Raw genomic sequence first — 20,176 nt, forward strand, 5'->3', positions numbered from 1 at the left:
CGCGACCCGTCGTGTCGATTTCGGTCGACTTCCCCGCAACCCGCTATCGTCCCGCACGGGTGCCATAATCGAGCCTGCCCATCATTCCAGACAGATGTCCCCCGGAGAATCACCATGCAGAACCTCGACAATCCTTCCCACGATCGCGAGGTAGGCAGCGCCGACGCGACGCAGGACACCACCCGCATCGACGACGTCCGCATCGGCGCGGTGCGTCCGCTGATTTCGCCCGCGCTGCTGCTCGACGAGCTGCCGGTGCCGGCCGCGACGCAGACGCTCGTCGAGGATACGCGCCGCGCGATCGGCGACATCCTGCACGGCCGCGACGACCGGCTGCTGCTCGTCGTCGGCCCGTGCTCGATCCACGATCACGACCAGGCGCTCGATTATGCGCGCCGCCTGAAGGCCGCCGCCGACGTGCTGAAGGACGACCTGCTGATCACGATGCGCGTGTACTTCGAGAAGCCGCGCACGACGGTCGGCTGGAAGGGGTACATCAACGATCCGCGCCTCGACGGCAGCTTCCGCATCAACGAAGGGCTGCGCGCCGCGCGGCAACTGCTGCTCGACATCAACGCGCTGGGCCTGCCGGCGTCGACCGAATTCCTCGACCTCCTGAGCCCGCAGTACATCGCCGACCTGATCGCGTGGGGCGCGATCGGCGCGCGCACGACCGAGAGCCAGAGCCATCGTCAGCTCGCGTCGGGGCTGAGCTGCCCGATCGGCTTCAAGAACGGCACCGACGGCGGCGTGCAGGTCGCGTCGGACGCGATCGTCGCCGCGGCCGCGAGCCATGCGTTCATGGGGATGACGAAGATGGGGATGGCCGCGATCTTCGAGACGCGCGGCAACGACGACGCGCACGTGATCCTGCGCGGCGGCAAGAACGGCCCGAATTACGATGCGGAGCACGTCGAAGCGAGCTGCGCGGTGCTGCGCAAGGCCGGCTTGCGCGAGCAGGTGATGGTCGACTGCTCGCATGCGAACTCGAACAAGTCGCACGAGCGGCAGATCGAGGTCGCGCAGGATCTCGCGCGGCAGTTGGGGCAGGGCGAGCACCGGATCGTCGGCGTGATGGTGGAGAGCCATCTCGAGGCGGGCAGGCAGGACCTGAAGCCGGGCGTGCCGCTGCAATACGGCGTGTCGATCACCGATGCGTGCCTGAGCTGGACGCAGACGGAGCCGGTGCTCGACGTGCTGGCGGAGGCGGTGCGGCATCGCCGGGTGTATGCGCGGAATGCGTGATGCTGCGCGGCCGCGCGGCGCCCGCCGCGTGATTCGATGTGTTCGATACGCCGCGAAGATCGGGCGCTCGTCCGTGAGATTGCGCTAATCGACGGGTCACGGCGCGATTTTCCGCGCCGCGCGCGCCGTCTGTTTGCACGAATCTTGATCCTGATCCGTTCCGCCCCGCTTGCCACGTTGCACGCTCAACGCACGATCCGGCGAATCCCGCTACCATGAAAGACGTGTTGCTCGCTGCAGTCCGGCCACGCACACACGCAGTGGCGGTGCGGCCGGCCGTCACGCGACCGACGAAGCGCGGGGCGGCCATCCGCGGGGCGGCCGTCCGCGGGGCGGCCATCCTCGGGCGCTCACCGATCAGCCATTGCGCCCGCGTCGCTTCGTTCCCGGAATCCACAACAACCGAACCGGAGTGCATCACACATGAAGTTCTACAAGACCCTCCTCGCAGCAACCGTCCTCGCGTCGAGCATCAGCGCGCATGCGCAGATCGCGGGCGCGCAGCCGATCAGCGTGACCGTCGAGCAATCGCAGGCGCTGCTCGAAGGCTGGAGCGTGAAGAAAAGCGTGCTCGGCAAGACCGTGTACAACGACGAGAACCAGAAAGTCGGCAAGGTGCGCGACCTGATCGTCGCGCCGGACGGCTCGGTGTCGGCCGCGATCGTGTCGGCAGGCGGCTTCCTCGGCGTGGCCGCGCACGACGTCGCGGTGCCGATCGCGTCGCTCGACGTGCGCAACGGCAACATCTACCTGCCGGGTGCGACCAAGGAAGCGCTGAAGGCCACGCCGGCGTTCCAGTACGCGAAGGTGCCGTCGGCGCCGAAGCCGAAGAAGGTCGACGAAAAGCACTGATTTGCCGTATCGCGCGGCACGCGTCGTACGTCGCGTGCCGCGCGTCCTTGCGACGGTCAGGTTGCGTCGAGTCCGCCGTCGACCGTGACCACCTGACCTGTCATCCATGCCGCCTGCGGCGACGCGAGCGACACGATCCAGTTCGCGACGTCCGCGGGCTCGCCGCGCCGGCCAAGCGGAATGCGCGTGCGCTCCTGCGCCTTGATTGCTTCGATGTCGGGTGCCGACAGCTTCATCCGTTCGGACAGGAAGTCCGTTTCCGTCGGGCCTGCCGCGACGGCGTTCACGCGTACGCCCGCCGATGCGAGCTCGAGCGCCCAGCAGCGCGTCAGATGCTCGAGCGCGGCCTTGCTCGCTGCATAGTGCGACAACAGCGCCGCGGCCTTGTGTCCGAACGTGCTCGACACGTTGACAATGCTGCCGCGGGCTGCTTTCAGATGCGGCAGCGCGGCGGTCGCGAGCATCGACGGTCCGAGCGTATTGACGCGGAAGATCGCGCTGATCGCGTCGAAGGTCGCCGACTCGAGCGGCAGGATCGCCCCCGCGCCCGCATTGTTGACCAGCACGTCGAGCCGCCCCGCCAGTGCGACCGTTTCGTCGATCGTGCGCGTGGCGTCGGCCGGATCGCCGGCATCCGCGACCACGTAGTCGATGCCCGGCGCGCTGCGCGCGGCGGCGGAAAGCGCCTCTTCGCGGCGGCCCGTGATGACGACGCGCGCCCCTTCGCGTGCGAACGCGACGGCCGCCGCCCGCCCGATGCCGGCGCCGCCGCCGGTAATGAGGACCACCTTGTTGTCGAATGACTGCATGACTTTCTCGTGAAGATGATGGGTTGAACGTGCGTGCCGTTTAGCGTTCGTGCGCATCGTCCGCCGGCGCCAGCGCCACCACGTGGCTGATTCCCTCATGCGCCATCTTCGTGTAAGGACTGAAACGCTCCGTATTGCGGACGAGCTCTTCCGCCACGACGCGTTCGACGCCCGGCAGCCGCACGCGAATGTTCGCGTTCAGCATGAACAGCCCGTCCATCGGATCGCGGCAGAAGTCGATCGACGCGGACACCGATGCACCGGCGATCGACACCCCCGCCCGTGCAGCCAGCAGGCTCAGCGCGCCGTGAAAACACGCCGCATAGCTCGCGGCGAACAGTTGCTCCGGGTTCGGGCCGTCGCCGGGTCCGCCGAGCGCGGACGGCAGGCGCAGCTCGACATCGAGCCGCCCGTCGTCGGAACGCGCGACGCCCGATGCGCGGCCGTGCTCCGCCGCGCCGCCGGTAACGGTCACCGTCGTCGAGTACAGCGTCTGCGGTTCTCGTCCGCGATACCGGTCGAGCAGCGATAGCGGCGGCGGGCGCAGCGGCGTCATGATGTGCGTGATCCGGCCGAGGCGCTCAGCGCGCGGGCTGGTTCTGCCGGAACCACGCGTCGAAGGTCGTCGCGCCGAGGCGCGCACCGGCTGTCGGCACGAGCGTATCGTCCTGCAGCACGGCGCCGAAGTAGTCGGCGCTGGCGTCGCGCGTCACCGTGCGCGCGTCGTGCGTCGCCGACAGGAAACGCTCGACCAGATCGGCGATCCGCACGCGCTCGGGGCCGCCGATTTCGGCGATGCCGTTGCGCGGCGCGTCGAGCGCGAAGTCGGTCACGGCGGCCGCGACGTCGTCCGATGCGATCGGCTGGAAGTGCGCGGTGGTCAAGCGGACCGTGTCGCCCTGCGCGCCGGCCTGCGCGATCGCGCCGACGAATTCGAAGAACTGCGTCGAGCGCACGATCGTGTACGGCACGCCGGCTTCGCGGATCAGGTTCTCCTGGATGATCTTGCCGCGGAAATACGCGCTCTGCTGCAGCCGGTCGGTGCCAACCACCGACAGCGCGACGTGATGGCGTACGCCGGCCGCGCGCTCCGCGGCGAACAGGTTGCGCCCCGACGCCTCGAAGAACGCCTTCACGGCCGCTTCCTCGAACGACGGCGAATTCGCGAGATCGACGACGACCTCCGCGCCGGCCAGCGCGGCGTCCAGCCCCGCGCCCGTGATCGTATCGACGCCCGTCGACGGCGCGGCCGCCACCGCGTCGTGGCCGCGTGCGATCAGGTTCCTGACGACCTTGCTGCCGATCAGGCCGGTACCACCAATCACGACGATTTTCACGATTGCTCTCCTTGAACGGGCGCGCGACATGCGCGCCGCTTGAATCTGCCGAAACCGGCGCCCATCGCGTTCGCGCGATCGGGCCGGTACGTTGCCGAACGGCGCAGCGCCGTATTCGCGTGCCTGTCGAACAGCCCGCATCGTAGGCATGCGCCGCGCGATCCGGTAGAGGCCGGCAAGCCCTCACCATGTTGCCGGGAATGCATCAATCGACCGTCTCCAGCGGCGCCAGCGTCGTCATCGTGGTCAGGCACTGCAGATCGCGCGCCCGCGTCTGTTCGATCATGTAGTCGATGAACACGCGGATGCGCGTGGGCAGATGCTTGCGGCTCAGGTAGCAGAGATAGTGGCCGCCGTCGTCCGGCGCGTGCTGGCCGAGACAGCTCAGCAGCCGGCCGTCGGCGAGCAGGTCGCACACCTGGTACGCGGGCAGTTGCGCGATGCCGAGCCCGTCGAGCGCCGCGTGCACGACGAGATCGATGTCGTTGAACGTGTGATGCGCGGCGATCTGGCGCTGCTGCGTCGCCCCGTCGATCCTGAATTCCCATTCCGTCACGCGGCCCGATGCGGTGCGCAGGTTGATGCAGCGATGCCGCTCGAGATCGTCGACGTGGCGCGGCAAGCCGTGCCGGTGCGCGTACGACGGCGACGCGCAGACGATCATCTGCATCGGAATCAGCCGGCGCGCGACGATCGCGCTGTCCTCCATGCGGCCGTCGCGAAACGCGACGTCGATGCGGTCGGCGGAGAAATCGACGGGCCTGTCGTTCAACAGCAGTTCGAGCGTGATGTCCGGATACCGCGCATGGAAGTCGCGCAGCAGCGGCGCGATGACCTTGCGGCCGAAGCCCGGCGTCGCGCCGATGCGCAGGTGTCCGCTCGGCGGCCCGCTGCGCAGCTCGCGCATGTCCTCGAGCGCCTGCGCCAGATGCTCGATGCCGGGCCGGCAGTTTTCGTAGAAGAGTTCGCCTTCGCGCGTCAGCGACATGCTGCGGGTCGTGCGCTGGAACAGGCGGGCGTCGAGCCGATCCTCGAGCCGTTGCACGTGGCGGCTGACCGACGAGCGGCCGACGCCGAGGCGATCGGCGGCGCGTGCGAAGCTGCCTTCCGTGACAACGGCCAGGAAGGTGACGACGCCGGCGTAGCAGGTCGAGAAGCTGCGTGCGAAAGGGTCGTCGGCGTCGGGGCGGCGGATGGAGGTGTCGGGCATGGAGGCGCTGGAATCGTGGTGTCCGTATGCGACTAGACGGTTCAGCGCTGCCGCCTGTGACACCGCCCGCCGCATTTTTTCAAAAAAGGGCGCGGCGGCGTGCGGGCCGGCTATTTCTCCGGCACGAGCACGGGTGCACCCTTGTCCTTCAACAGCAGCACGATGAACTTCGCGGGCCGCGTCCGGCTCGCATTGCGTCCGACCGTGTGCAGATCGTTCGGGCCCTCGTAGAAGGTCTGGCCCGGCTTCAGCGTGACGGGCTCGCCGCCCTTCACCTGCATCACGATCGAGCCCTCGACGACATAGACGAAGGCCTCGGCGTGGTGACGGTGGACCGGGTCGACCGCGCCGGGCGGATATTCGACCGAGATCATCAGGGCTTCCTTGCCCGGATACGCGTCGAGCGGCTTCGTCATCAACGGGGTGACGATGGCCGAAGGCGCCGCGTGGACAGCGCCGGTGGTCGAGGCGGCGACGAGCGCGGCCGCGATGGCATGTTTCAGGCGAATCATCGGATGGATTCCAGTGAAGCCGCCGGCCGGCAGCCGGCGGCGAAGCAGGGAGCGGCCCGTAGCCGGGCGCGGGCGTCAGGCGAGATTGGCCTTGTCGAGGCCGTAAGCCTTGTCGGCCGAGCCCGGAGCGGTGCGGAACGCCACGTTCGCGCGGTTCCAGCCGTTGATCGCCATCACCTCGAACGTCAGGTCCGACAATTCCTTCTCGGAGAACTGGCCGCGCACGCGATCGTAGACGTCGTCGGGCACGCCGTGCTCGGGGAGTTTCGTCAGTACTTCGGTCCAGGCCAGCGCAGCCCGCTCGCGCGGCGAGAACAGCGTCGATTCGCGCCACGTCGCGAGATGGTGAAGGCGCAACTCGCGCTCGCCGTGCAGGCGAGCCTCCTTCACGTGCATGTCGAGGCAGAATGCGCAGCCGTTGAGTTGCGACGCACGCGCGGACACGAGGTCACGGATCGATTCCTCGATCGCGCTGCCGCGCAGCAGGTTGCTGAGTTCGAGGAATTGCCGGAACAGTTCCGGCGATTGATGCATGTAGTTGAGACGCTGCGTCATGATTTCTCCTGGCGACGAAGAGGCTGGCCCGCGTTGCGCGGGCGTCGGGGGCGGCAGGGCGCCGCGCGAAATCATCTTAGGAGTGTGGGCCGGCGCGCGGTAGCCACGCACAGGGACGCATCGTGTTGCGCGGGCTGCACCAATGCCGCATCGAGCGGTGCACGACGCGCGCTTCGGGGTTCAACCCATCGCTAGGGCGTGAACACGCCCTAGCCAGCACTGCACGCGGCTGCGATGCGCGCGAGCTTGTCGGGGTTGCGCTGCACGAGAATCCGGACGATGCGCGTGCCGTCCGTCTCGAACGCCATCGCGGATTCGAGCTGGCCGGCGATGATGCGCAGCATCGCCCATTCGCCGTTCAGCACGACCGGACGCATTTCGACGCCGCTGCCGCAGCGCAACCACGTCGCGTAGAACAGTTGTGCGATGCGGCGACCGCCGACCATCGGTTTCGGGAAACTCTGGACCTTGCCGCCGCCGTCGCCGATCAGCATCGCATCTTCGGCGAGGAGCGCCTGGATCGACGGAAAATCGCCCTGCGCGAGGGCATGCGAAAAGGTCTGCAGCAATTGCCGGTGCGTTTCGCGCGGCACGATGTGGCGCGGCCTGTCGTCGTCGCGCAACTGGGCCTTCGCCCGGCTGACGAGCTGCCGGCACGCGGCTTCGGATTTGCCGATCGCGTCGGCAATCTCGTCGTAGTCGGCATCGAACACTTCGCGCAGCAGAAAGGCTGCGCGCGCTTCCGGCGTCAACCGCTCGAGCAGCAGCAAATAGGCGACCGACACGTCGTTCGCGCGCTCCGTCACTTCCTCGGGCGTCGCAGGCGATTCGCCGAGTTCCGGCTCGGGCAGCCAGATACCCGTGTAGTGCTCGCGCCGGATCTTCGCCGCGCGCAGCCGGTCGATCGACGTCCGGGTCGTGACCGCGACGAGCCATGCCTCGGCATTCTCGATACCGTCGCGCGCCGCGTCGTGCCAGCGCAGCCACACGTCCTGCACGATGTCTTCGGCGTCCGCGATGGAGCCGAGCATCCGGTACGCGATCTTTTGCAGGCGCGGACGCAGCGTGTGGAAGATCTGTGCGTCGTCGCTCATGACAGCCACACCCCGCTGAACCCGAATGCAACCGGCCCGCTCAGGAACACATTGCCGGTGCCATCCCAATGCACCGTCACGTTGCCGCCGTCGCATTCGACGTTCACGGTCTCGTCCAGCAGGCCGCGCCGGATACCGTTGACCACCGCGCCGCACGAACACGAGCCGGAGCCGAGCGGCACGCCGCCGCCGCGCTCCCAGATGCGCAGGCGAATGTGCGTGCGATCGATGACCTGAACGAAATGCACGTTGGTTTTCCGCGGAAACAGCGGATGCGTTTCGATCGCCGGGCCGAGCGTTGCGAGGTCGAGTGCAGCGACATCGTCGAAGAAGAACGTGCAGTGCGGATTGCCCATGCTGCAGGCGGCCGGTGTGCCGGGCAGCGGCAGCGCGAGCGTGTCGGCGGCTTCGGCAAAGGGTATGTCCTGCCAGCCGAACCGCGGCGCGCCCATCTCGACCTTGATCAGTCCGTGCGCATCCTGCGAACAGTGCAAGCGGCCGCGATTCGTGCGCAGCACGACCGACGCCGCGCCGGTTTCCCGCATCAGCTTCCATGCGGCGCCGCGCGTCGCGCTGCCGCAGGTATCGAGCGTCGAGCCGTCGGGATTCCGGAAGGCGACGTACGCGGTGGCGTCGTCGCAGTCCGAGATCAATGCGAGCTGATTGAAGCCGATGCCGCGATGCCGGTCGCCCATGCGCCGCACGAGATCGCGATCGACGCGGTGCGCTTGCTCGTGTCCCTGATCGCGCAGGTCGACGATGACGAAGTCATCGCCATTCGCGTTCATCTTCTGAAATGCGATCGGCATGGCGGTTCCGGAGTGGGGGTAGGCGAACACTGTACGTGGCTCGGCGGTCGCGGGCAATCGTTGCCCGACGAGGCGCATGCGACAGGGGGCTACGTAATTCTACGTAGCCCCGCATACGTAGTTATCCGCTTGTAAGCCTCCCCCATCGCGCGGAATACTACGGCCCATCGCCGCGGCCTCTGCGAGGCTGTGGCACGACGCATCGACGTCACGCGGGTTCGGCGCCTCGCCGCATCCACTCAAAAACACATTGGAGACCAGGAGACGCCATGAATCGGGCTTCCAGTACCCTGCTATGGATCGCGGTCGCGCTGCTCGGCGCGTTCGCATTCGGCACGATCGCACTCGCGCACGGCGAACGCGTCAGTGCCCTCTGGATCGTGATCGCCGCAGTCTGCGTGTATCTGATCGCGTATCGCTTCTACAGCCGTTTCATCGCCAGCAAGGTCATGCAGCTCGACGGGCTGCGGATGACGCCGGCGGTCAAGTACAACGACGGCCTCGACTACGTGCCGACCAACAAGTACGTGCTGTTCGGCCATCACTTCGCCGCGATCGCCGGCGCCGGGCCGCTGGTCGGACCCGTGCTCGCCGCGCAGATGGGCTATACGCCCGGCATGCTGTGGATCCTGGCCGGCGTCGTGTTCGCCGGCGCGGTGCAGGACTTCATCGTGCTGTTCATCTCGACGCGCCGCGACGGCCGCTCGCTGGGCGACCTCGTCAAGATGGAGCTCGGCACGGTGCCCGGCGTGATCGCACTGTTCGGCGCGTTCCTGATCATGGTGATCATCCTCGCGGTGCTCGCGCTGATCGTCGTGAAGGCGCTGACCAATTCACCGTGGGGCACGTTCACCGTCGCCGCGACGATTCCGATCGCGCTGTTCATGGGCGTCTATACGCGCTACATCCGCCCGGGCCGCATCGGCGAAGTGTCGATCATCGGCTTCATCGGGCTGATGGCCGCGATCGCGTTCGGTCAGAACGTGGCCGCCTCGCCGGCGATCGCCGCGTGGTTCACGTTCAGCGGCACGCAGCTCACGTGGATCCTGATCGGCTATGGCTTCGTCGCGTCGGTGCTGCCGGTGTGGCTCTTGCTCGCGCCGCGCGACTACCTGTCGACGTTCCTGAAGATCGGCACGATCCTCGGCCTCGCGATCGGCATCCTGGTCGTCGCACCGGAACTCAAGATGCCCGCGCTGACGAAGTTCGTCGACGGCACGGGCCCGGTGTGGGCGGGCAACCTGTTCCCGTTCCTGTTCATCACGATCGCGTGCGGCGCGGTGTCGGGCTTCCACGCGCTGATCTCGTCGGGCACGACGCCGAAGCTGATCGACAACGAAACCAACGCGCGCTTCATCGGTTACGGCGCGATGCTGATGGAATCGTTCGTCGCGATCATGGCGCTGGTCGCCGCGTGCGTGATCGAACCGGGCATCTACTTCGCGATGAACGCGCCGGCCGCCGTGCTCGGCTCGACGCCGGAAGCGGTCGCGAACACCGTCACGCAATGGGGCTTCGTGCTGACGCCCGACATGCTCACGCAAACCGCGAAGGCCGTCGGCGAAACCACGATCATCGCGCGTGCGGGCGGCGCGCCGACGCTGGCCGTCGGCATGGCGCACATCCTGCACCAGGTGATCGGCGGCGAAGCGATGATGGCGTTCTGGTATCACTTCGCGATCCTGTTCGAGGCGCTGTTCATCCTGACGGCCGTCGACGCCGGCACGCGTGCGGGCCGCTTCATGCTGCAGGATCTGCTCGGCACGTTCCACCCGGCGCTCAAGCGCACCGAGTCGCTGCCCGCCAACCTCGTCGCCACCGCGCTGTGCGTGGCCGCGTGGGGCTACTTCCTGTACCAGGGCGTGGTCGATCCGCTCGGCGGCATCAACACGCTGTGGCCGCTGTTCGGCATCTCGAACCAGATGCTCGCCGCGATCGCGCTGGTGCTCGGCACCGTCGTGCTGTTCAAGATGAAGCGCGAGCGCTACGCCTGGGTGACGATCGTGCCGACCGCGTGGCTGCTGATCTGCACGCTGACGGCCGGCTGGCAGAAGATTTTCGACGCGAACCCGAAGGTCAGCTTCCTCGCGCACGCCGCGAAGCTGCAGGCCGCGGTGGACGAGGGCAAGGTGCTCGCGCCGGCGAAGTCGATCGCGCAGATGAAACGGATCATCTTCAACGACTACATCGATGCGGCGCTGGCCGGGCTGTTCATCTTCGTCGTCGTGGCGATCGCGGTGTACGGCCTGCTCGCCGTGCTGCGCGCGCGCCGCGAGTCGAAGCCGACCGTGCGCGAGACGCCGTACGAAGCGATGCCGGCCGCGCAGGCGCTCGGCAGCGGACGTTAAGGGGAGGCCGCGATGTTCAGCGATCTTGGCGGCGACCTGCGCAGCGCGGGGCGTTACCTTGGGCAGGCGTTGCGGCTGATGGTCGGCCTGCCCGACTACGATACCTACGTCGCGCACATGCGCGACACCCATCCGGACCGCGAGCCGATGACGTACGAGGAATTCTTCCGTGAGCGTCAGAATGCGCGGTACGGGTCGGGGGCGGGGAAGTGTTGCTGAACCGGGCCGTTGCAATCGCCTGACGAATCGGTTCGGTATCGAAACGGAAGCGCCGCGATGGCTGTCGCGGCGCTTTTTTCTTTGGTGGGCCGACGACGCGCACCGCAGGGCGCTTGCGTGCCGTTTGCCCGCGCGCAGCGCGGCGGCATCCGGCCGCCGGTATCATTAGGGCACTTTCTTTTCCCGATGGACCGCAGGAGAACACGTCGTGCATGTCGGTGAGCGTTTCAACAGCATTTCCCATCTCGTCGGCGCGGTGCTGTCGGTGGCCGGCCTCGTCGCGCTCGTGACGATGGGCGCGCTCGAAGGCGACCCGTACAAGGTGGTGAGCTTCAGCGTGTACGGCGCGATGCTGATCCTGCTCTACGCGATCTCGACGGCCTATCACAGCGTGCGCAACCCGCGCCTGAAGGCGATCCTGCAGAAATGCGACCATGCGGCGATCTATCTGCTGATCGCAGGGAGCTATACGCCGTTTACGCTCGTCACGCTGCGCGGCCCGTGGGGCTGGTCGCTGTTCGGCGTGAGCTGGGGGCTCGCCGTGTTCGGCATCGTGCAGGAGCTGACGCTCGGGCGCCGCACGCGCCTGCTGTCGATGATCCTGTACGTGCTGATGGGCTGGCTCGCGCTCGTCGCCGTGCGGCCGCTGATCCACGCGCTGCCGCCGGTCGGCACCGCATGGCTCGTGGCCGGCGGCGTGATCTACAGCGCGGGGATCTACTTCTTCATCAACGACGAACGCATCCGCCACGGACACGGTATCTGGCACCTGTTCGTGCTGGCCGGCAGCCTGTGCCAGTTCGTCAGTGTCGCGATGTACGTCGCGTGAGGGGCATGGCGCGTTGAGCGCGTGATGCTTCGCGCGTCGCGAGCCGGCCGCAGCATGCGCTACCGGCGCGGCGCGTCCCGCAGCGCGCCGAAGCCCACCCATCCCCAGTACACGCGATGATGCGCGATCAACCCGTCGCGCAGATCCATCACCTCGACGAGATCGACCTGATCGCCGTCCGGCGTGGCGCGCGGGTATTCCCAGACGAGCTGGCGGCCGTTCGAGAAGAACAGCCCGGTCCGGTACCAGCGTCCGAGCGGGTTGTCCGGATTGCGCAGGCCGGCCGCGAAGAACGCGCCGATCGCGGCCTTGCCGTGCAGCACGCCCGAGCCGTGTTCGGGCAGCGTGGCGACGACGAGCGGCGTTTCGAGCACCGCGTCGTCGGCATACAGCGACATCAGCGCGTCGAGGTCGCGGGCGACGACGGCCGCGTGCCAGTCGTCATGGATGCGCCGGGCATCGGCATCGGTGTCTGCGGGTGTCATGGCGGGTTTCCGGAAGTCGATCACGGAAACCACTGTAGGGGTGCGCCGCCGCGAGACGTTTCACGTCGACCCGAAACGTGGATGCCGGGCCGCGCCGCGGGCGCTCTGCGGGTGGCCCCTAGCCGGCCAGCGCGTCGAGATTCAGCGCATGCGACTTGCCGATCCACACCGCGCAATCGCGGTGGTCGCGCAGTTCGTCGTGCGTATTCGGATGCAGGAAGATGTCGAGCGCGCCGTGGTTCAGCACGAGCCACGGCACGATGTCGTCGAATCGCGCGGCATCGAACGCGATCTGGTACGACCACGCCGGATGCGGGCCGACGAGGCGTTCGTGAAAGCGGCCGAGTTCGATGACCGCGCCGAACCGCGCGTCGACGACCTGGCGAAATGCCCAGGCCGCGTCGCGGCTTGCCGCATCGAAATAGACGTGCGCGTGCCAGCTGTCGATGGCGGTAGTGTCGAGAGCAGCCATGGGAAGACTCGATTAAAAATGAAAATGCCTGGGATGCCGTGCGAAACGGTCGATGCGTGATTATCGCGCGTCCTGGCAGATTGCGTCGCGTCTCAATCCGGCAGGCCGATGCGAGTGATTTGTCCTGCATCAGAAGACTCGGCTGATCCGACTCGATCGCTTCGATGGTATCCGTGTGCGCGATAACACGCCGGAAGCCTTGTGCGCAGGCGCGCCGGCCGGATTTCCGTCGGCAACACGTCATTTCGGAAATTGAAAGAGCGCGGTGAGTGCCCCACCGGATCGCCGGTCAAAGTCCGATCAGATCGTTGAATGAAATAAAGAAATTCCATTTCGAAGGGATACGCGAATGACGCAGTTCGCACGCCGAATGCGCGGCTGAAAATAACAATTGCGGATTCGGCTATTCAAGCGGGATGCGGCCCGACATACGATGATTTCAACGCATCGATGCTGGATCGATGCGGGGACAACCATCTGGAGGCCATTATGCGATCCCTCGTTCCCGTTGCCGTTCTTTCCTGCGCACTCGCTGCGCTGCCGGCCGTCAGCTTCGCGCAGACGATCGGCGTCGCCGACACTTCGCATGCCGCGCCGTTGACCTGGTCGGCGGCGCGTGCCGAAACCGATGTGCAGCTGATGCAGATGACGCGTGCCGGCTATCGCGCGACGACGGCCGGCAACCAGAACTATCCGCTCGCGATGCAACATGCGCTCGAGCGCGTGTACAACCCGGTGCCCAACCGGTGGCCCGACGAAAAAGCCGCGATGCAAGCGCGGGCGGCCCGCGACGTGCAGAGCGGCCATCCGGTGAAGGCGTTCTTCGTGAAAACCGCGTACTACCTGAAGGGCGACAACACGTTTTGACACAGGAGACGAACATGGCATGCGCTGACCGATTGCTCGGCGGGTGGCGTGCGTCGGCGATACGCAGGCCGCCGCACGCGTGCGCGGCACGGCGGCGCGCCGATGTGTACGGCATGCGACGCCGGGCGGACGACCTGCGCGACGCGGGCGGGTGCGCGGTTGCATGCGGCGACGCGCGGTCCGGGGCGACGGCGGACGACGCGAGCGCGAGCGAGGGCGGATCATGAAGGCTGCCCGGAAAGGCCGTCGCCATCCGCCGTTGACGCGCGAATGGCTGCTGCCGCTGCCGCCCGCGCATGCACGCGACATCTCGCTGAAATGCCACATGGCGCTGGTCGCGCTGCGCGGCGAGCACGGTAGCGAAACGCTGCTGATGAGGCTGCGCACGAGCGTGTATCTGGTGTTCCTCGCGCTCGACGATGCGGTCTCTCCCGACGCGACCATCGACCTGTGCGTCGATGCGGAGCGCGTGCTGGACGCGAGCATGGCGCGCGCCGCGCGAAGCGGTGCATGGACGCTGCACGACGACGAATGCGCGGTGCTCGAACGCGTGCTCGCCGCGAACGACGCATGCGTCGCGACGCTCACGCGGCATCGGCTGGCCGAGCTGTGGCGTCACGTCTGCACGTTCGCTTCCGCCGAACAGCCGGGGATCGTCGCGCAGGCAGCGGCGAAGATGCGGGCGCCGGCCGTTCTGCATTGAATCGCTGGCCGCGGGCCGCGTTTCATACCCGTCCGATTCCATCGCGCGGCCGCGCGCCGTCTAATGACACGACTGGAACCCGGCGTGGCCGGGCGACGAGGATCCATCCTCGCGTTTGCGGCGATCGTGCGTGTCGACGCGAACGCATTCGTTTCGGTCAGGAGGAGCGATGGCGCTATACAGGAGCGGCGGCTACTTCACGTGCGGAAGTGGCCGCGCATTCAGCGAGAATCTGCCGCCGGGCAGCAAGGTGACGGTGGCGGGCATCTATCGATGCACCGTGTGCGGCGACGAAATCGGCATTGCGAAATGGCAGATGCTGCCGTCCGAGGACGCGCATCCGCACGATCTCGATCCGCCGTCCGACCCGCTGCTCGATCCGGGGCCGACCGCGTGGCAACTGATCGCCGCGGCGGAGTCGCGCAGCTAGGCAACCGACGTTCGCCGCCGCACGCACGCGCGTGAGCGCAATGCGGCACGCGGCGTCCGCCAAAACAAAAAGCGCCGCGGAGCGAACTCCGTGGCGCTTCTTCGATCCCAGGCCGCTGCGAAGGCGCGACCCTCCGCGCGGCTCACCGCGCTGCTTAAGCGGCCGTCGCCGACTTCGCCGGCTTCTGCAGCTTGCCCTTGCCGGCGCGCTGGATTTCCTCGAGCTTGATCTCGACGTGGCGCGAGAACACGTACTCGGCCGGACGCTGCTTCGCGATCGAGATATCCGGTGCGAACGGGCCGTCGGTCTTGATGCCCTTGCGGCTCACGCGCAGCGCCTTCAGCGGGTTCGAGATCGTGTCCATCACGGCCGTGGCCTCGAAGCCGCAGTGGACCATGCAGTCCGCGCACTTCTCGTAGTTGCCGACGCCGTAGTTGTCCCACTCCGTCGTTTCCATCAGTTCCTTGAAGGTCTTCACGTAACCTTCGCCGACCAGGTAGCACGGCTTCTGCCAGCCGAACACCGTACGCGCCGGGTTGCCCCACGGCGTGCACTTGTACGTCTGGTTGCCGGCCAGGAAGTCGAGGAACAGCGACGACTGGCTGAACGACCAGCGCTTGCCGCCTTCGCCGCGCTTCAGGATTTCGCGGAACAGGTTCTTCGTCTTGTCGCGGTTCAGGAAGTGCTGCTGATCCGGCGCGCGCTCGTATGCATAGCCCGGCGACACGGTGATGCCGTCGACGCCGATCGGGCCCAGCGTGTCGAAGAACTTCGCGACGCGTTCCGGCACCGCATCGTTGAACAGCGTGCAGTTGATGTTCACGCGGAAGCCGCGGCGCTTCGCTTCCTTGATCGCCGCGACGGCCTTGTCGTACACGCCTTCCTGCGACACCGAGTGATCGTGCGCTTCCTTGTCGCCGTCGAGGTGGACCGACCAGACGAAATACGGGCTCGGCTGGTAGTCGTCCATCTTCTTTTCCATCAGCAGCGCATTCGTGCACAGGTACACGAACTTCTTGCGCTTCATGATGCCCTTGACGATTTCCGGCATCTCCTTGTGGAGCAGCGGCTCGCCGCCGGCGATCGACACGACGGGTGCGCCGCACTCGTCGACGGCCTGCAGGCATTCCTCGACGGACAGGCGCTGGTTCAGGATCGGATCCGGATAATCGATCTTGCCGCAGCCGTTGCACGCGAGGTTGCAGCGGAACAGCGGCTCGAGCATCAGCGCGAGCGGATAGCGTTTGTTGCCGGACAGGTGCTGGCGCACGATGTAGGCGCCGACACGGACTTGCTGGAGCAGCGGAATAGACAAGGGATGTCCTCCTTAAACTTCGCGGGCGACAGCTTGCGTGAGCTTCGCCGGCAACTTGAATTCGACTTTTTCTTCACGGCCCGCCATCGTCGCGACATCGACGGGCCCCAGCGCGCGCAGCGCGCCGATTACATCCTCGACCATTTCCTCGGGCGCCGACGCGCCGGCGGTCAGGCCGACCGTCTGCACGCCCGCGAACCATTCGGCCTTCACTTCCGAGCCGTCGGCGACGAGATAGCTCGGTACACCGCTTTCGGTGCCGATCTCGCGCAGGCGGTTCGAGTTCGAGCTGTTCGTCGCACCGACGACGAGCAGCACGTCAACCTGTTCGCTCAGCTCGCGCACGGCGGCCTGGCGATTCTGCGTCGCATAGCAGATGTCGCGCGTGTCCGGGCCGACGAGGTCGGTGAACCGGCGCTGCAGCGCTTCGATGATGCCGCGCGTGTCGTCGACCGACAGCGTGGTCTGCGTGATGTACGCGACCGGCGTATCGACGGGCAGCGTCAGCGTATCGACTTCGGCTTCGCTCTGCACGAGGATCACCTCGGCCGGAATCTGGCCGATCGTGCCTTCGACTTCCGGGTGGCCCGCGTGGCCGATCAGGATCAGCCGGCGGCCCGCCGCGACGTACTGGCGGCCCTGTACGTGCACTTTCGTGACGAGCGGGCAGGTCGCGTCGAGCACGTCGAGCCCGCGCGTTTGCGCGTCGCGCTCGACCGTCTGGGCGACACCGTGCGCGCTGAAGATCGCGACAGCGCCGTGCGGCACCTCGTCGAGTTCCTCAACGAATCGTGCCCCTTTATTACGCAGATTTTCGACGACATGCCGGTTGTGCACGATCTCATGACGCACATAGACCGGCGCACCGTGCTGTTGCAGCGCGCGATCGACGATCTCGATCGCACGGACAACCCCCGCACAGAAGCCGCGGGGCTGGGCAAGGATGACTCGCATAAGTGAGCGAACTCCGACGACAGACGCCGGGGTTCGAGGCGCTTGGCACGCGCTTGCTCGCCCCGGCTTGATGTTATGAAGGCAGGAACGAACCGGCCGGCCAGGCCCCGGAACCCCGAATTAATCGCGCATTTTAACCCTATCGGGCCGTCCGTGCTTCGGTGCCGTGTCGACACCGTTGCAATTGCGGGAGAGCCGCGTCGGCGCTGGCGCGCGCGGAACCCGGTAAACTGCGCGGTTTCGCGGGCGGCCGCTCCGGCTGCCCGCCATCGCGCTCATTTCAAGGCCATTCGATGACCGTCGATTCTCACGCGTATTGCCCGTCCGCCCGTGCGGCGTCGGGCGTTTTGTTCCAGACCCTTATTTCTACCGAACGAGCCGACGGGCGGCAGGAGGCAGGCCGATGATGCTCGCGATCGCTTTCCTGGTGTCCGGCCTGTCGCTGGTGATCTGGATCGTGCTGCTCGTCGCGCGCGGCGGCTTCTGGCGCGCGCAGCCCGCACGGCCGCTGCCGCCCGACGCGCGCGGCGCGGCGGCCGAGGCCGGCTGGCCGGCCGTCGTGGCGGTCGTGCCGGCGCGCAACGAAGCCGACGTGATCGCCCGGGCCGCGACTTCGCTGCTCGAGCAGGACTATCCGGGCGACTTCCACCTGATCATCGTCGACGACCACAGCGACGACGGCACCGCCGACGCGGCCCGCGCGGCCGCGCTCGCGATCAACCGCGCCGACCGGCTGACGGTGCTGAGCGCGAAGCCGCTGCCGGCCGGCTGGTCGGGCAAGGTGTGGGCGCAGTCGCAGGGAATCGCGGCGGTGCAGACGCTCGGCCTGCCGGCCGACTACCTGCTGCTGACGGATGCCGACATCGGCCATCCGTCCGACGCCGTCGCGCAACTCGTCACGCGCGCGCAGGCCGAGCAGCGCGATCTCGTGTCGCTGATGGTGCGGCTGCGCTGCGACTCGTTCTGGGAAAAGGCGCTGATCCCGGCGTTCGTGTTCTTCTTCGCGAAGCTGTACCCGTTCTCGTGGATCAACAACCCGCGCAACCGGACGGCCGGCGCCGCCGGCGGCTGCATGCTCGTGAAGCGCACGGCGCTCGAGGAAGCGGGCGGCATCGAATCGATTCGCGGCGCGCTGATCGACGACTGCAGCCTCGCCGCGCAGATCAAGCATCGCGGCAGCGGCCGCCATCCGATCCGGCTCGATCTCGCCGATCGCAGCGTGTCGCTGCGCCCATACGACAGCTGGCGCGACATCTGGAACATGATCGCGCGCACCGCGTTCACGCAGCTGCACTATTCGCCGCTGCTGCTGGCCGGCACGCTGCTCGGGATGACGATCATCTATCTGGTGCCGCCCGTCGCCGCGCTCGCGTACGGTGCGCGCGCGTGGCCGGCATGGCTCGCGTGGGCGTCGATGTGCGCCGCGTATGCGCCGATGCTGCGCTACTACCGGCGCTCGCCGCTGTGGGCGCCTGCCCTGCCGCTCGTCGCGCTGTTCTATGTGGGCGCGACGTTCGCGTCCGCGTGGCGTTACTGGCGCGGCAAGGGCGGCCAGTGGAAGGCGCGCGTGCAGGCGCCGGTGGAGCGTTGACCCACGCCGGCGGAGGCCGGCCGTCCCGATCAACCGGAACGCTGAAAACACACAGCCCGGATCGACGCTAGCCGATCCGGGCTGTTTGCTTTTTGGCCGGTTTCCGGCCGATGCGCGTGCTTACCGCTGCGTCAGCATCATGTACATCTGGATCACGACGTCCGGCGAGAACGTGAACGGCACCCAGCCGTAGCCCGTGTGGCGGGCGACCAGCAGACGGTCGCCGTTCGCCTGCTTCTGCACGGCCATCATCGGATTCTTCGTCGTCACGAAACGCCAGCCGGCCGGAATGCCGGGCGGCGGCTCCGGCTGCATCGACGCGCGGGCGTGCGCGAGTTCCTCGATCAGCTGGCCCAGTTGCTCCGGATGCAGCGTGATCGACTGGCCGTTGATGGTCAGCGTGAGTTCGTTCTGGGACGGGCGCGCGACGTGCAGCGTCGCCTTGTCGGCCGGCGCGGCAGCGGTGTCGGCTTCAACCGCGGTTTCGGCTTGCGTCGTCGGAATCGGCGCGGTCTCGGCATTGGCCGGGGCGTCGGCGACTTCGACCACATCGATCGTTTCCACCGTTTCCGCCGCCAGCGCGGTCGTGTTCACCGACGCTTGCGCCGCCACGGACGGCTCGACGACATCGGCCGTCACGGCAACCGCGCTCGTCGCGGCTTCCTTGACGACGGCCTCGACCAGCGCTTCGGCGTCGGCGATCGCCTTCGCGTGGTGCTGCGCGGCCGCTTCGGCCTGCGCGATCGCTTCGGTATGGCGCTGCGTGATCGCTTCGGCTGCGGCGGTCGCTTCCGCGTGGCGTTGCGCGGCGGCTTCGGCCTGGGCGATCGCTTCGGCGTGACGCCGTGTGATGGCTTCGGCCTCGGCGGTTGCGTCGGCGTGACGCTGGGCGGCGGCCTGCGTGTCGGCGAGCGCTTGCGTATGACGCTGGGCGAGCGCCTCGGCCTCGGCGATCGCGGCCATGTGGCGCTGCGCGGCGGCTTCGGCTTCGGCGGTCGCTTCCGCGTGGCGCTTCGCGGCGGTTTCCGCTTCGGCAGTCGCCGCGGCATGACGTTGCGCGGCCGCTTCGGCTTCGGTCGCCGCGGCGTGATGACGCTGCGCGGCGGCCTCGGCTTCGGCGATCGCCGCCGCGTGGCGCTGCGACGCGGCTTCGGCATCCGCGTGACGTTGCGCGAGCGCTTCGGTCAGCGCGGTGGCTTCCGCATGGCGCTGCGAAGCGGCTTCGGCTTGCGTGGCGGCATCCGTATGACGTTGGGCGGCCGCTTCGGCGGCGGCGGTGGCGTCGGCATGACGCCGCTGCGCGGCTTCGGCGTCGGCGGCTGCGGCCGTGTGGCGCTGCGCGGCCGCCTGCGCTTCGGTTTCCGCCGCCGCGTGACGCTCGGCCGCGGCCCGGGCTTCCGCTGCCGCGGCGCGCGCGAAGGCTTCCGCGCTGCGTGCCGCCTGCTGGGCGGCGTGGTGATCGTGGAGGAGCTGATCGACGCCCGTGGCGAGCGAAGCGATCTGATCGTTCAGGTTCATGCGTGTCTTCTCTGCGTAAGAC

Annotated in this window: 22 protein-coding genes; 9 read left to right on the forward strand and 13 right to left on the reverse strand. The window is 67.6% G+C overall.

Annotation, left to right across the window (positions count from 1 at the left end; genetic code table 11):
* The first annotated feature begins 114 nt into the window (after positions 1 to 114).
* Positions 115 to 1,245 (forward strand): 3-deoxy-7-phosphoheptulonate synthase, encoded by a 1,131-nt coding sequence (locus KR541_RS20555; RefSeq protein ID WP_252996671.1) that lies wholly within the window; start codon positions 115 to 117, stop codon positions 1,243 to 1,245.
* A gap of 423 nt (positions 1,246 to 1,668) precedes the next feature.
* On the forward strand, positions 1,669 to 2,097 hold the full coding sequence (locus tag KR541_RS20560; protein ID WP_050013398.1) for a PRC-barrel domain-containing protein: 429 nt from the start codon (positions 1,669 to 1,671) through the stop codon (positions 2,095 to 2,097).
* A 56-nt stretch (positions 2,098 to 2,153) separates the two neighbouring features.
* On the opposite strand, the gene KR541_RS20565 is transcribed toward KR541_RS20560, so the two are convergent.
* The 8 genes from KR541_RS20565 to dapF form a co-directional block, all read right to left on the reverse strand.
* Complete coding sequence (locus KR541_RS20565; protein ID WP_204383941.1) at positions 2,154 to 2,906, reverse strand: SDR family NAD(P)-dependent oxidoreductase; 753 nt, start codon at positions 2,904 to 2,906, stop codon at positions 2,154 to 2,156.
* A 40-nt stretch (positions 2,907 to 2,946) separates the two neighbouring features.
* Positions 2,947 to 3,462, reverse strand: coding sequence for an Ohr family peroxiredoxin (locus KR541_RS20570; RefSeq protein WP_050013396.1), 516 nt, complete (start codon positions 3,460 to 3,462; stop codon positions 2,947 to 2,949).
* A 25-nt stretch (positions 3,463 to 3,487) separates the two neighbouring features.
* On the reverse strand, positions 3,488 to 4,243 hold the full coding sequence (locus KR541_RS20575; RefSeq protein WP_050013395.1) for an SDR family oxidoreductase: 756 nt from the start codon (positions 4,241 to 4,243) through the stop codon (positions 3,488 to 3,490).
* Positions 4,244 to 4,448: 205 nt separating this feature from the next.
* Complete coding sequence (locus tag KR541_RS20580; protein WP_050013394.1) at positions 4,449 to 5,453, reverse strand: LysR family transcriptional regulator; 1,005 nt, start codon at positions 5,451 to 5,453, stop codon at positions 4,449 to 4,451.
* A gap of 110 nt (positions 5,454 to 5,563) precedes the next feature.
* Entirely contained in the window at positions 5,564 to 5,965 is a 402-nt protein-coding gene (locus KR541_RS20585) for a cupin domain-containing protein (RefSeq protein WP_050013393.1), read from the reverse strand.
* Between the two features lie 75 nt (positions 5,966 to 6,040).
* Positions 6,041 to 6,520 (reverse strand): carboxymuconolactone decarboxylase family protein, encoded by a 480-nt coding sequence (locus KR541_RS20590; protein WP_050013392.1) that lies wholly within the window; start codon positions 6,518 to 6,520, stop codon positions 6,041 to 6,043.
* A 209-nt stretch (positions 6,521 to 6,729) separates the two neighbouring features.
* On the reverse strand, positions 6,730 to 7,614 hold the full coding sequence (locus tag KR541_RS20595; protein WP_050013391.1) for an RNA polymerase sigma-70 factor: 885 nt from the start codon (positions 7,612 to 7,614) through the stop codon (positions 6,730 to 6,732).
* Positions 7,611 to 8,423 carry a diaminopimelate epimerase gene (gene dapF, locus KR541_RS20600; RefSeq protein ID WP_050013390.1) on the reverse strand — a complete coding sequence of 271 codons (813 nt, stop codon included), beginning with the start codon at positions 8,421 to 8,423 and terminating at the stop codon, positions 7,611 to 7,613. Before dapF ends, KR541_RS20595 begins: the two co-directional genes overlap by 4 nt.
* Before the next feature lie 269 nt (positions 8,424 to 8,692).
* Between dapF and KR541_RS20605 the strand changes: the two genes are divergently transcribed.
* The 3 genes from KR541_RS20605 to trhA all read left to right on the forward strand — a co-directional run bounded on the left by KR541_RS20605 (position 8,693) and on the right by trhA (position 11,819).
* Positions 8,693 to 10,771, forward strand: a complete 2,079-nt coding sequence (locus KR541_RS20605; RefSeq protein WP_050013389.1) for a carbon starvation CstA family protein — start codon at positions 8,693 to 8,695, stop codon at positions 10,769 to 10,771.
* A gap of 12 nt (positions 10,772 to 10,783) precedes the next feature.
* The gene (locus KR541_RS20610) at positions 10,784 to 10,990 is read left to right on the forward strand and encodes a YbdD/YjiX family protein (protein ID WP_050013388.1); all 207 of its coding nucleotides are present in this window, start codon (positions 10,784 to 10,786) and stop codon (positions 10,988 to 10,990) included.
* 208 nt (positions 10,991 to 11,198) lie between these two features.
* Positions 11,199 to 11,819 carry a PAQR family membrane homeostasis protein TrhA gene (trhA, locus tag KR541_RS20615; RefSeq protein WP_050013387.1) on the forward strand — a complete coding sequence of 207 codons (621 nt, stop codon included), beginning with the start codon at positions 11,199 to 11,201 and terminating at the stop codon, positions 11,817 to 11,819.
* A gap of 59 nt (positions 11,820 to 11,878) precedes the next feature.
* Here trhA and KR541_RS20620 read toward each other — a convergent pair whose 3' ends face one another.
* Both KR541_RS20620 and KR541_RS20625 read right to left on the reverse strand, forming a co-directional pair.
* Entirely contained in the window at positions 11,879 to 12,304 is a 426-nt protein-coding gene (locus KR541_RS20620) for a nuclear transport factor 2 family protein (RefSeq protein WP_050013386.1), read from the reverse strand.
* A gap of 118 nt (positions 12,305 to 12,422) precedes the next feature.
* The gene (locus KR541_RS20625; RefSeq protein ID WP_050013385.1) at positions 12,423 to 12,776 is read right to left on the reverse strand and encodes a DOPA 4,5-dioxygenase family protein; all 354 of its coding nucleotides are present in this window, start codon (positions 12,774 to 12,776) and stop codon (positions 12,423 to 12,425) included.
* 489 nt (positions 12,777 to 13,265) lie between these two features.
* Here KR541_RS20625 and KR541_RS20630 point away from each other — a divergent pair, with 489 nt between their 5' ends.
* The 3 genes from KR541_RS20630 (at position 13,266) to KR541_RS20640 (ending at position 14,776) form a co-directional block, all read left to right on the forward strand.
* Complete coding sequence (locus KR541_RS20630; protein ID WP_216089756.1) at positions 13,266 to 13,643, forward strand: hypothetical protein; 378 nt, start codon at positions 13,266 to 13,268, stop codon at positions 13,641 to 13,643.
* Positions 13,644 to 13,866: 223 nt separating this feature from the next.
* Positions 13,867 to 14,346, forward strand: a complete 480-nt coding sequence (locus KR541_RS20635; protein WP_050013383.1) for a hypothetical protein — start codon at positions 13,867 to 13,869, stop codon at positions 14,344 to 14,346.
* Positions 14,347 to 14,515: 169 nt separating this feature from the next.
* A complete protein-coding gene (locus tag KR541_RS20640; RefSeq protein WP_050013382.1) occupies positions 14,516 to 14,776 on the forward strand; it encodes a hypothetical protein in 261 nt (86 codons plus the stop codon).
* Between the two features lie 154 nt (positions 14,777 to 14,930).
* Here the strand turns inward: KR541_RS20640 and hpnH are convergent, their stop codons facing one another.
* Complete coding sequence (gene hpnH / locus KR541_RS20645) at positions 14,931 to 16,091, reverse strand: adenosyl-hopene transferase HpnH (protein WP_012339213.1); 1,161 nt, start codon at positions 16,089 to 16,091, stop codon at positions 14,931 to 14,933.
* 12 nt (positions 16,092 to 16,103) lie between these two features.
* Positions 16,104 to 17,045 carry a 4-hydroxy-3-methylbut-2-enyl diphosphate reductase gene (ispH, locus tag KR541_RS20650; protein ID WP_050013381.1) on the reverse strand — a complete coding sequence of 314 codons (942 nt, stop codon included), beginning with the start codon at positions 17,043 to 17,045 and terminating at the stop codon, positions 16,104 to 16,106.
* Positions 17,046 to 17,448: 403 nt separating this feature from the next.
* On the opposite strand from ispH, the gene KR541_RS20655 reads away from it, so the two are divergent.
* The gene (locus KR541_RS20655) at positions 17,449 to 18,636 is read left to right on the forward strand and encodes a glycosyltransferase (RefSeq protein ID WP_050013380.1); all 1,188 of its coding nucleotides are present in this window, start codon (positions 17,449 to 17,451) and stop codon (positions 18,634 to 18,636) included.
* A 120-nt stretch (positions 18,637 to 18,756) separates the two neighbouring features.
* Here KR541_RS20655 and KR541_RS20660 read toward each other — a convergent pair whose 3' ends face one another.
* Positions 18,757 to 20,154 (reverse strand): phage tail protein, encoded by a 1,398-nt coding sequence (locus KR541_RS20660; RefSeq protein ID WP_089489890.1) that lies wholly within the window; start codon positions 20,152 to 20,154, stop codon positions 18,757 to 18,759.
* Positions 20,155 to 20,176: the final 22 nt, after the last annotated feature.

This window comes from Burkholderia sola, assembly GCF_905400185.1.
Taxonomy (GTDB): domain Bacteria; phylum Pseudomonadota; class Gammaproteobacteria; order Burkholderiales; family Burkholderiaceae; genus Burkholderia; species Burkholderia sola.

Bases quoted from the DNA above. Each gene is read 5' to 3' on its own strand.
- KR541_RS20640 (WP_050013382.1), top strand. From the start codon at position 14,516: ATGGCGCTATACAGGAGCGGCGGCTACTTCACGTGCGGAAGTGGCCGC.
- KR541_RS20585 (WP_050013393.1), bottom strand. From the start codon at position 5,965: ATGATTCGCCTGAAACATGCCATCGCGGCCGCGCTCGTCGCCGCCTCG.
- KR541_RS20620 (WP_050013386.1), bottom strand. From the start codon at position 12,304: ATGACACCCGCAGACACCGATGCCGATGCCCGGCGCATCCATGACGAC.
- ispH (WP_050013381.1), bottom strand. From the start codon at position 17,045: ATGCGAGTCATCCTTGCCCAGCCCCGCGGCTTCTGTGCGGGGGTTGTC.
- KR541_RS20655 (WP_050013380.1), top strand. From the start codon at position 17,449: ATGATGCTCGCGATCGCTTTCCTGGTGTCCGGCCTGTCGCTGGTGATC.
- KR541_RS20560 (WP_050013398.1), top strand. From the start codon at position 1,669: ATGAAGTTCTACAAGACCCTCCTCGCAGCAACCGTCCTCGCGTCGAGC.
- KR541_RS20590 (WP_050013392.1), bottom strand. From the start codon at position 6,520: ATGACGCAGCGTCTCAACTACATGCATCAATCGCCGGAACTGTTCCGG.
- KR541_RS20605 (WP_050013389.1), top strand. From the start codon at position 8,693: ATGAATCGGGCTTCCAGTACCCTGCTATGGATCGCGGTCGCGCTGCTC.
- KR541_RS20595 (WP_050013391.1), bottom strand. From the start codon at position 7,614: ATGAGCGACGACGCACAGATCTTCCACACGCTGCGTCCGCGCCTGCAA.
- KR541_RS20660 (WP_089489890.1), bottom strand. From the start codon at position 20,154: ATGAACCTGAACGATCAGATCGCTTCGCTCGCCACGGGCGTCGATCAG.
- KR541_RS20555 (WP_252996671.1), top strand. From the start codon at position 115: ATGCAGAACCTCGACAATCCTTCCCACGATCGCGAGGTAGGCAGCGCC.
- KR541_RS20630 (WP_216089756.1), top strand. From the start codon at position 13,266: ATGCGATCCCTCGTTCCCGTTGCCGTTCTTTCCTGCGCACTCGCTGCG.
- KR541_RS20570 (WP_050013396.1), bottom strand. From the start codon at position 3,462: ATGACGCCGCTGCGCCCGCCGCCGCTATCGCTGCTCGACCGGTATCGC.
- KR541_RS20610 (WP_050013388.1), top strand. From the start codon at position 10,784: ATGTTCAGCGATCTTGGCGGCGACCTGCGCAGCGCGGGGCGTTACCTT.
- KR541_RS20580 (WP_050013394.1), bottom strand. From the start codon at position 5,453: ATGCCCGACACCTCCATCCGCCGCCCCGACGCCGACGACCCTTTCGCA.
- KR541_RS20635 (WP_050013383.1), top strand. From the start codon at position 13,867: ATGAAGGCTGCCCGGAAAGGCCGTCGCCATCCGCCGTTGACGCGCGAA.
- dapF (WP_050013390.1), bottom strand. From the start codon at position 8,423: ATGCCGATCGCATTTCAGAAGATGAACGCGAATGGCGATGACTTCGTC.
- KR541_RS20625 (WP_050013385.1), bottom strand. From the start codon at position 12,776: ATGGCTGCTCTCGACACTACCGCCATCGACAGCTGGCACGCGCACGTC.
- KR541_RS20565 (WP_204383941.1), bottom strand. From the start codon at position 2,906: ATGCAGTCATTCGACAACAAGGTGGTCCTCATTACCGGCGGCGGCGCC.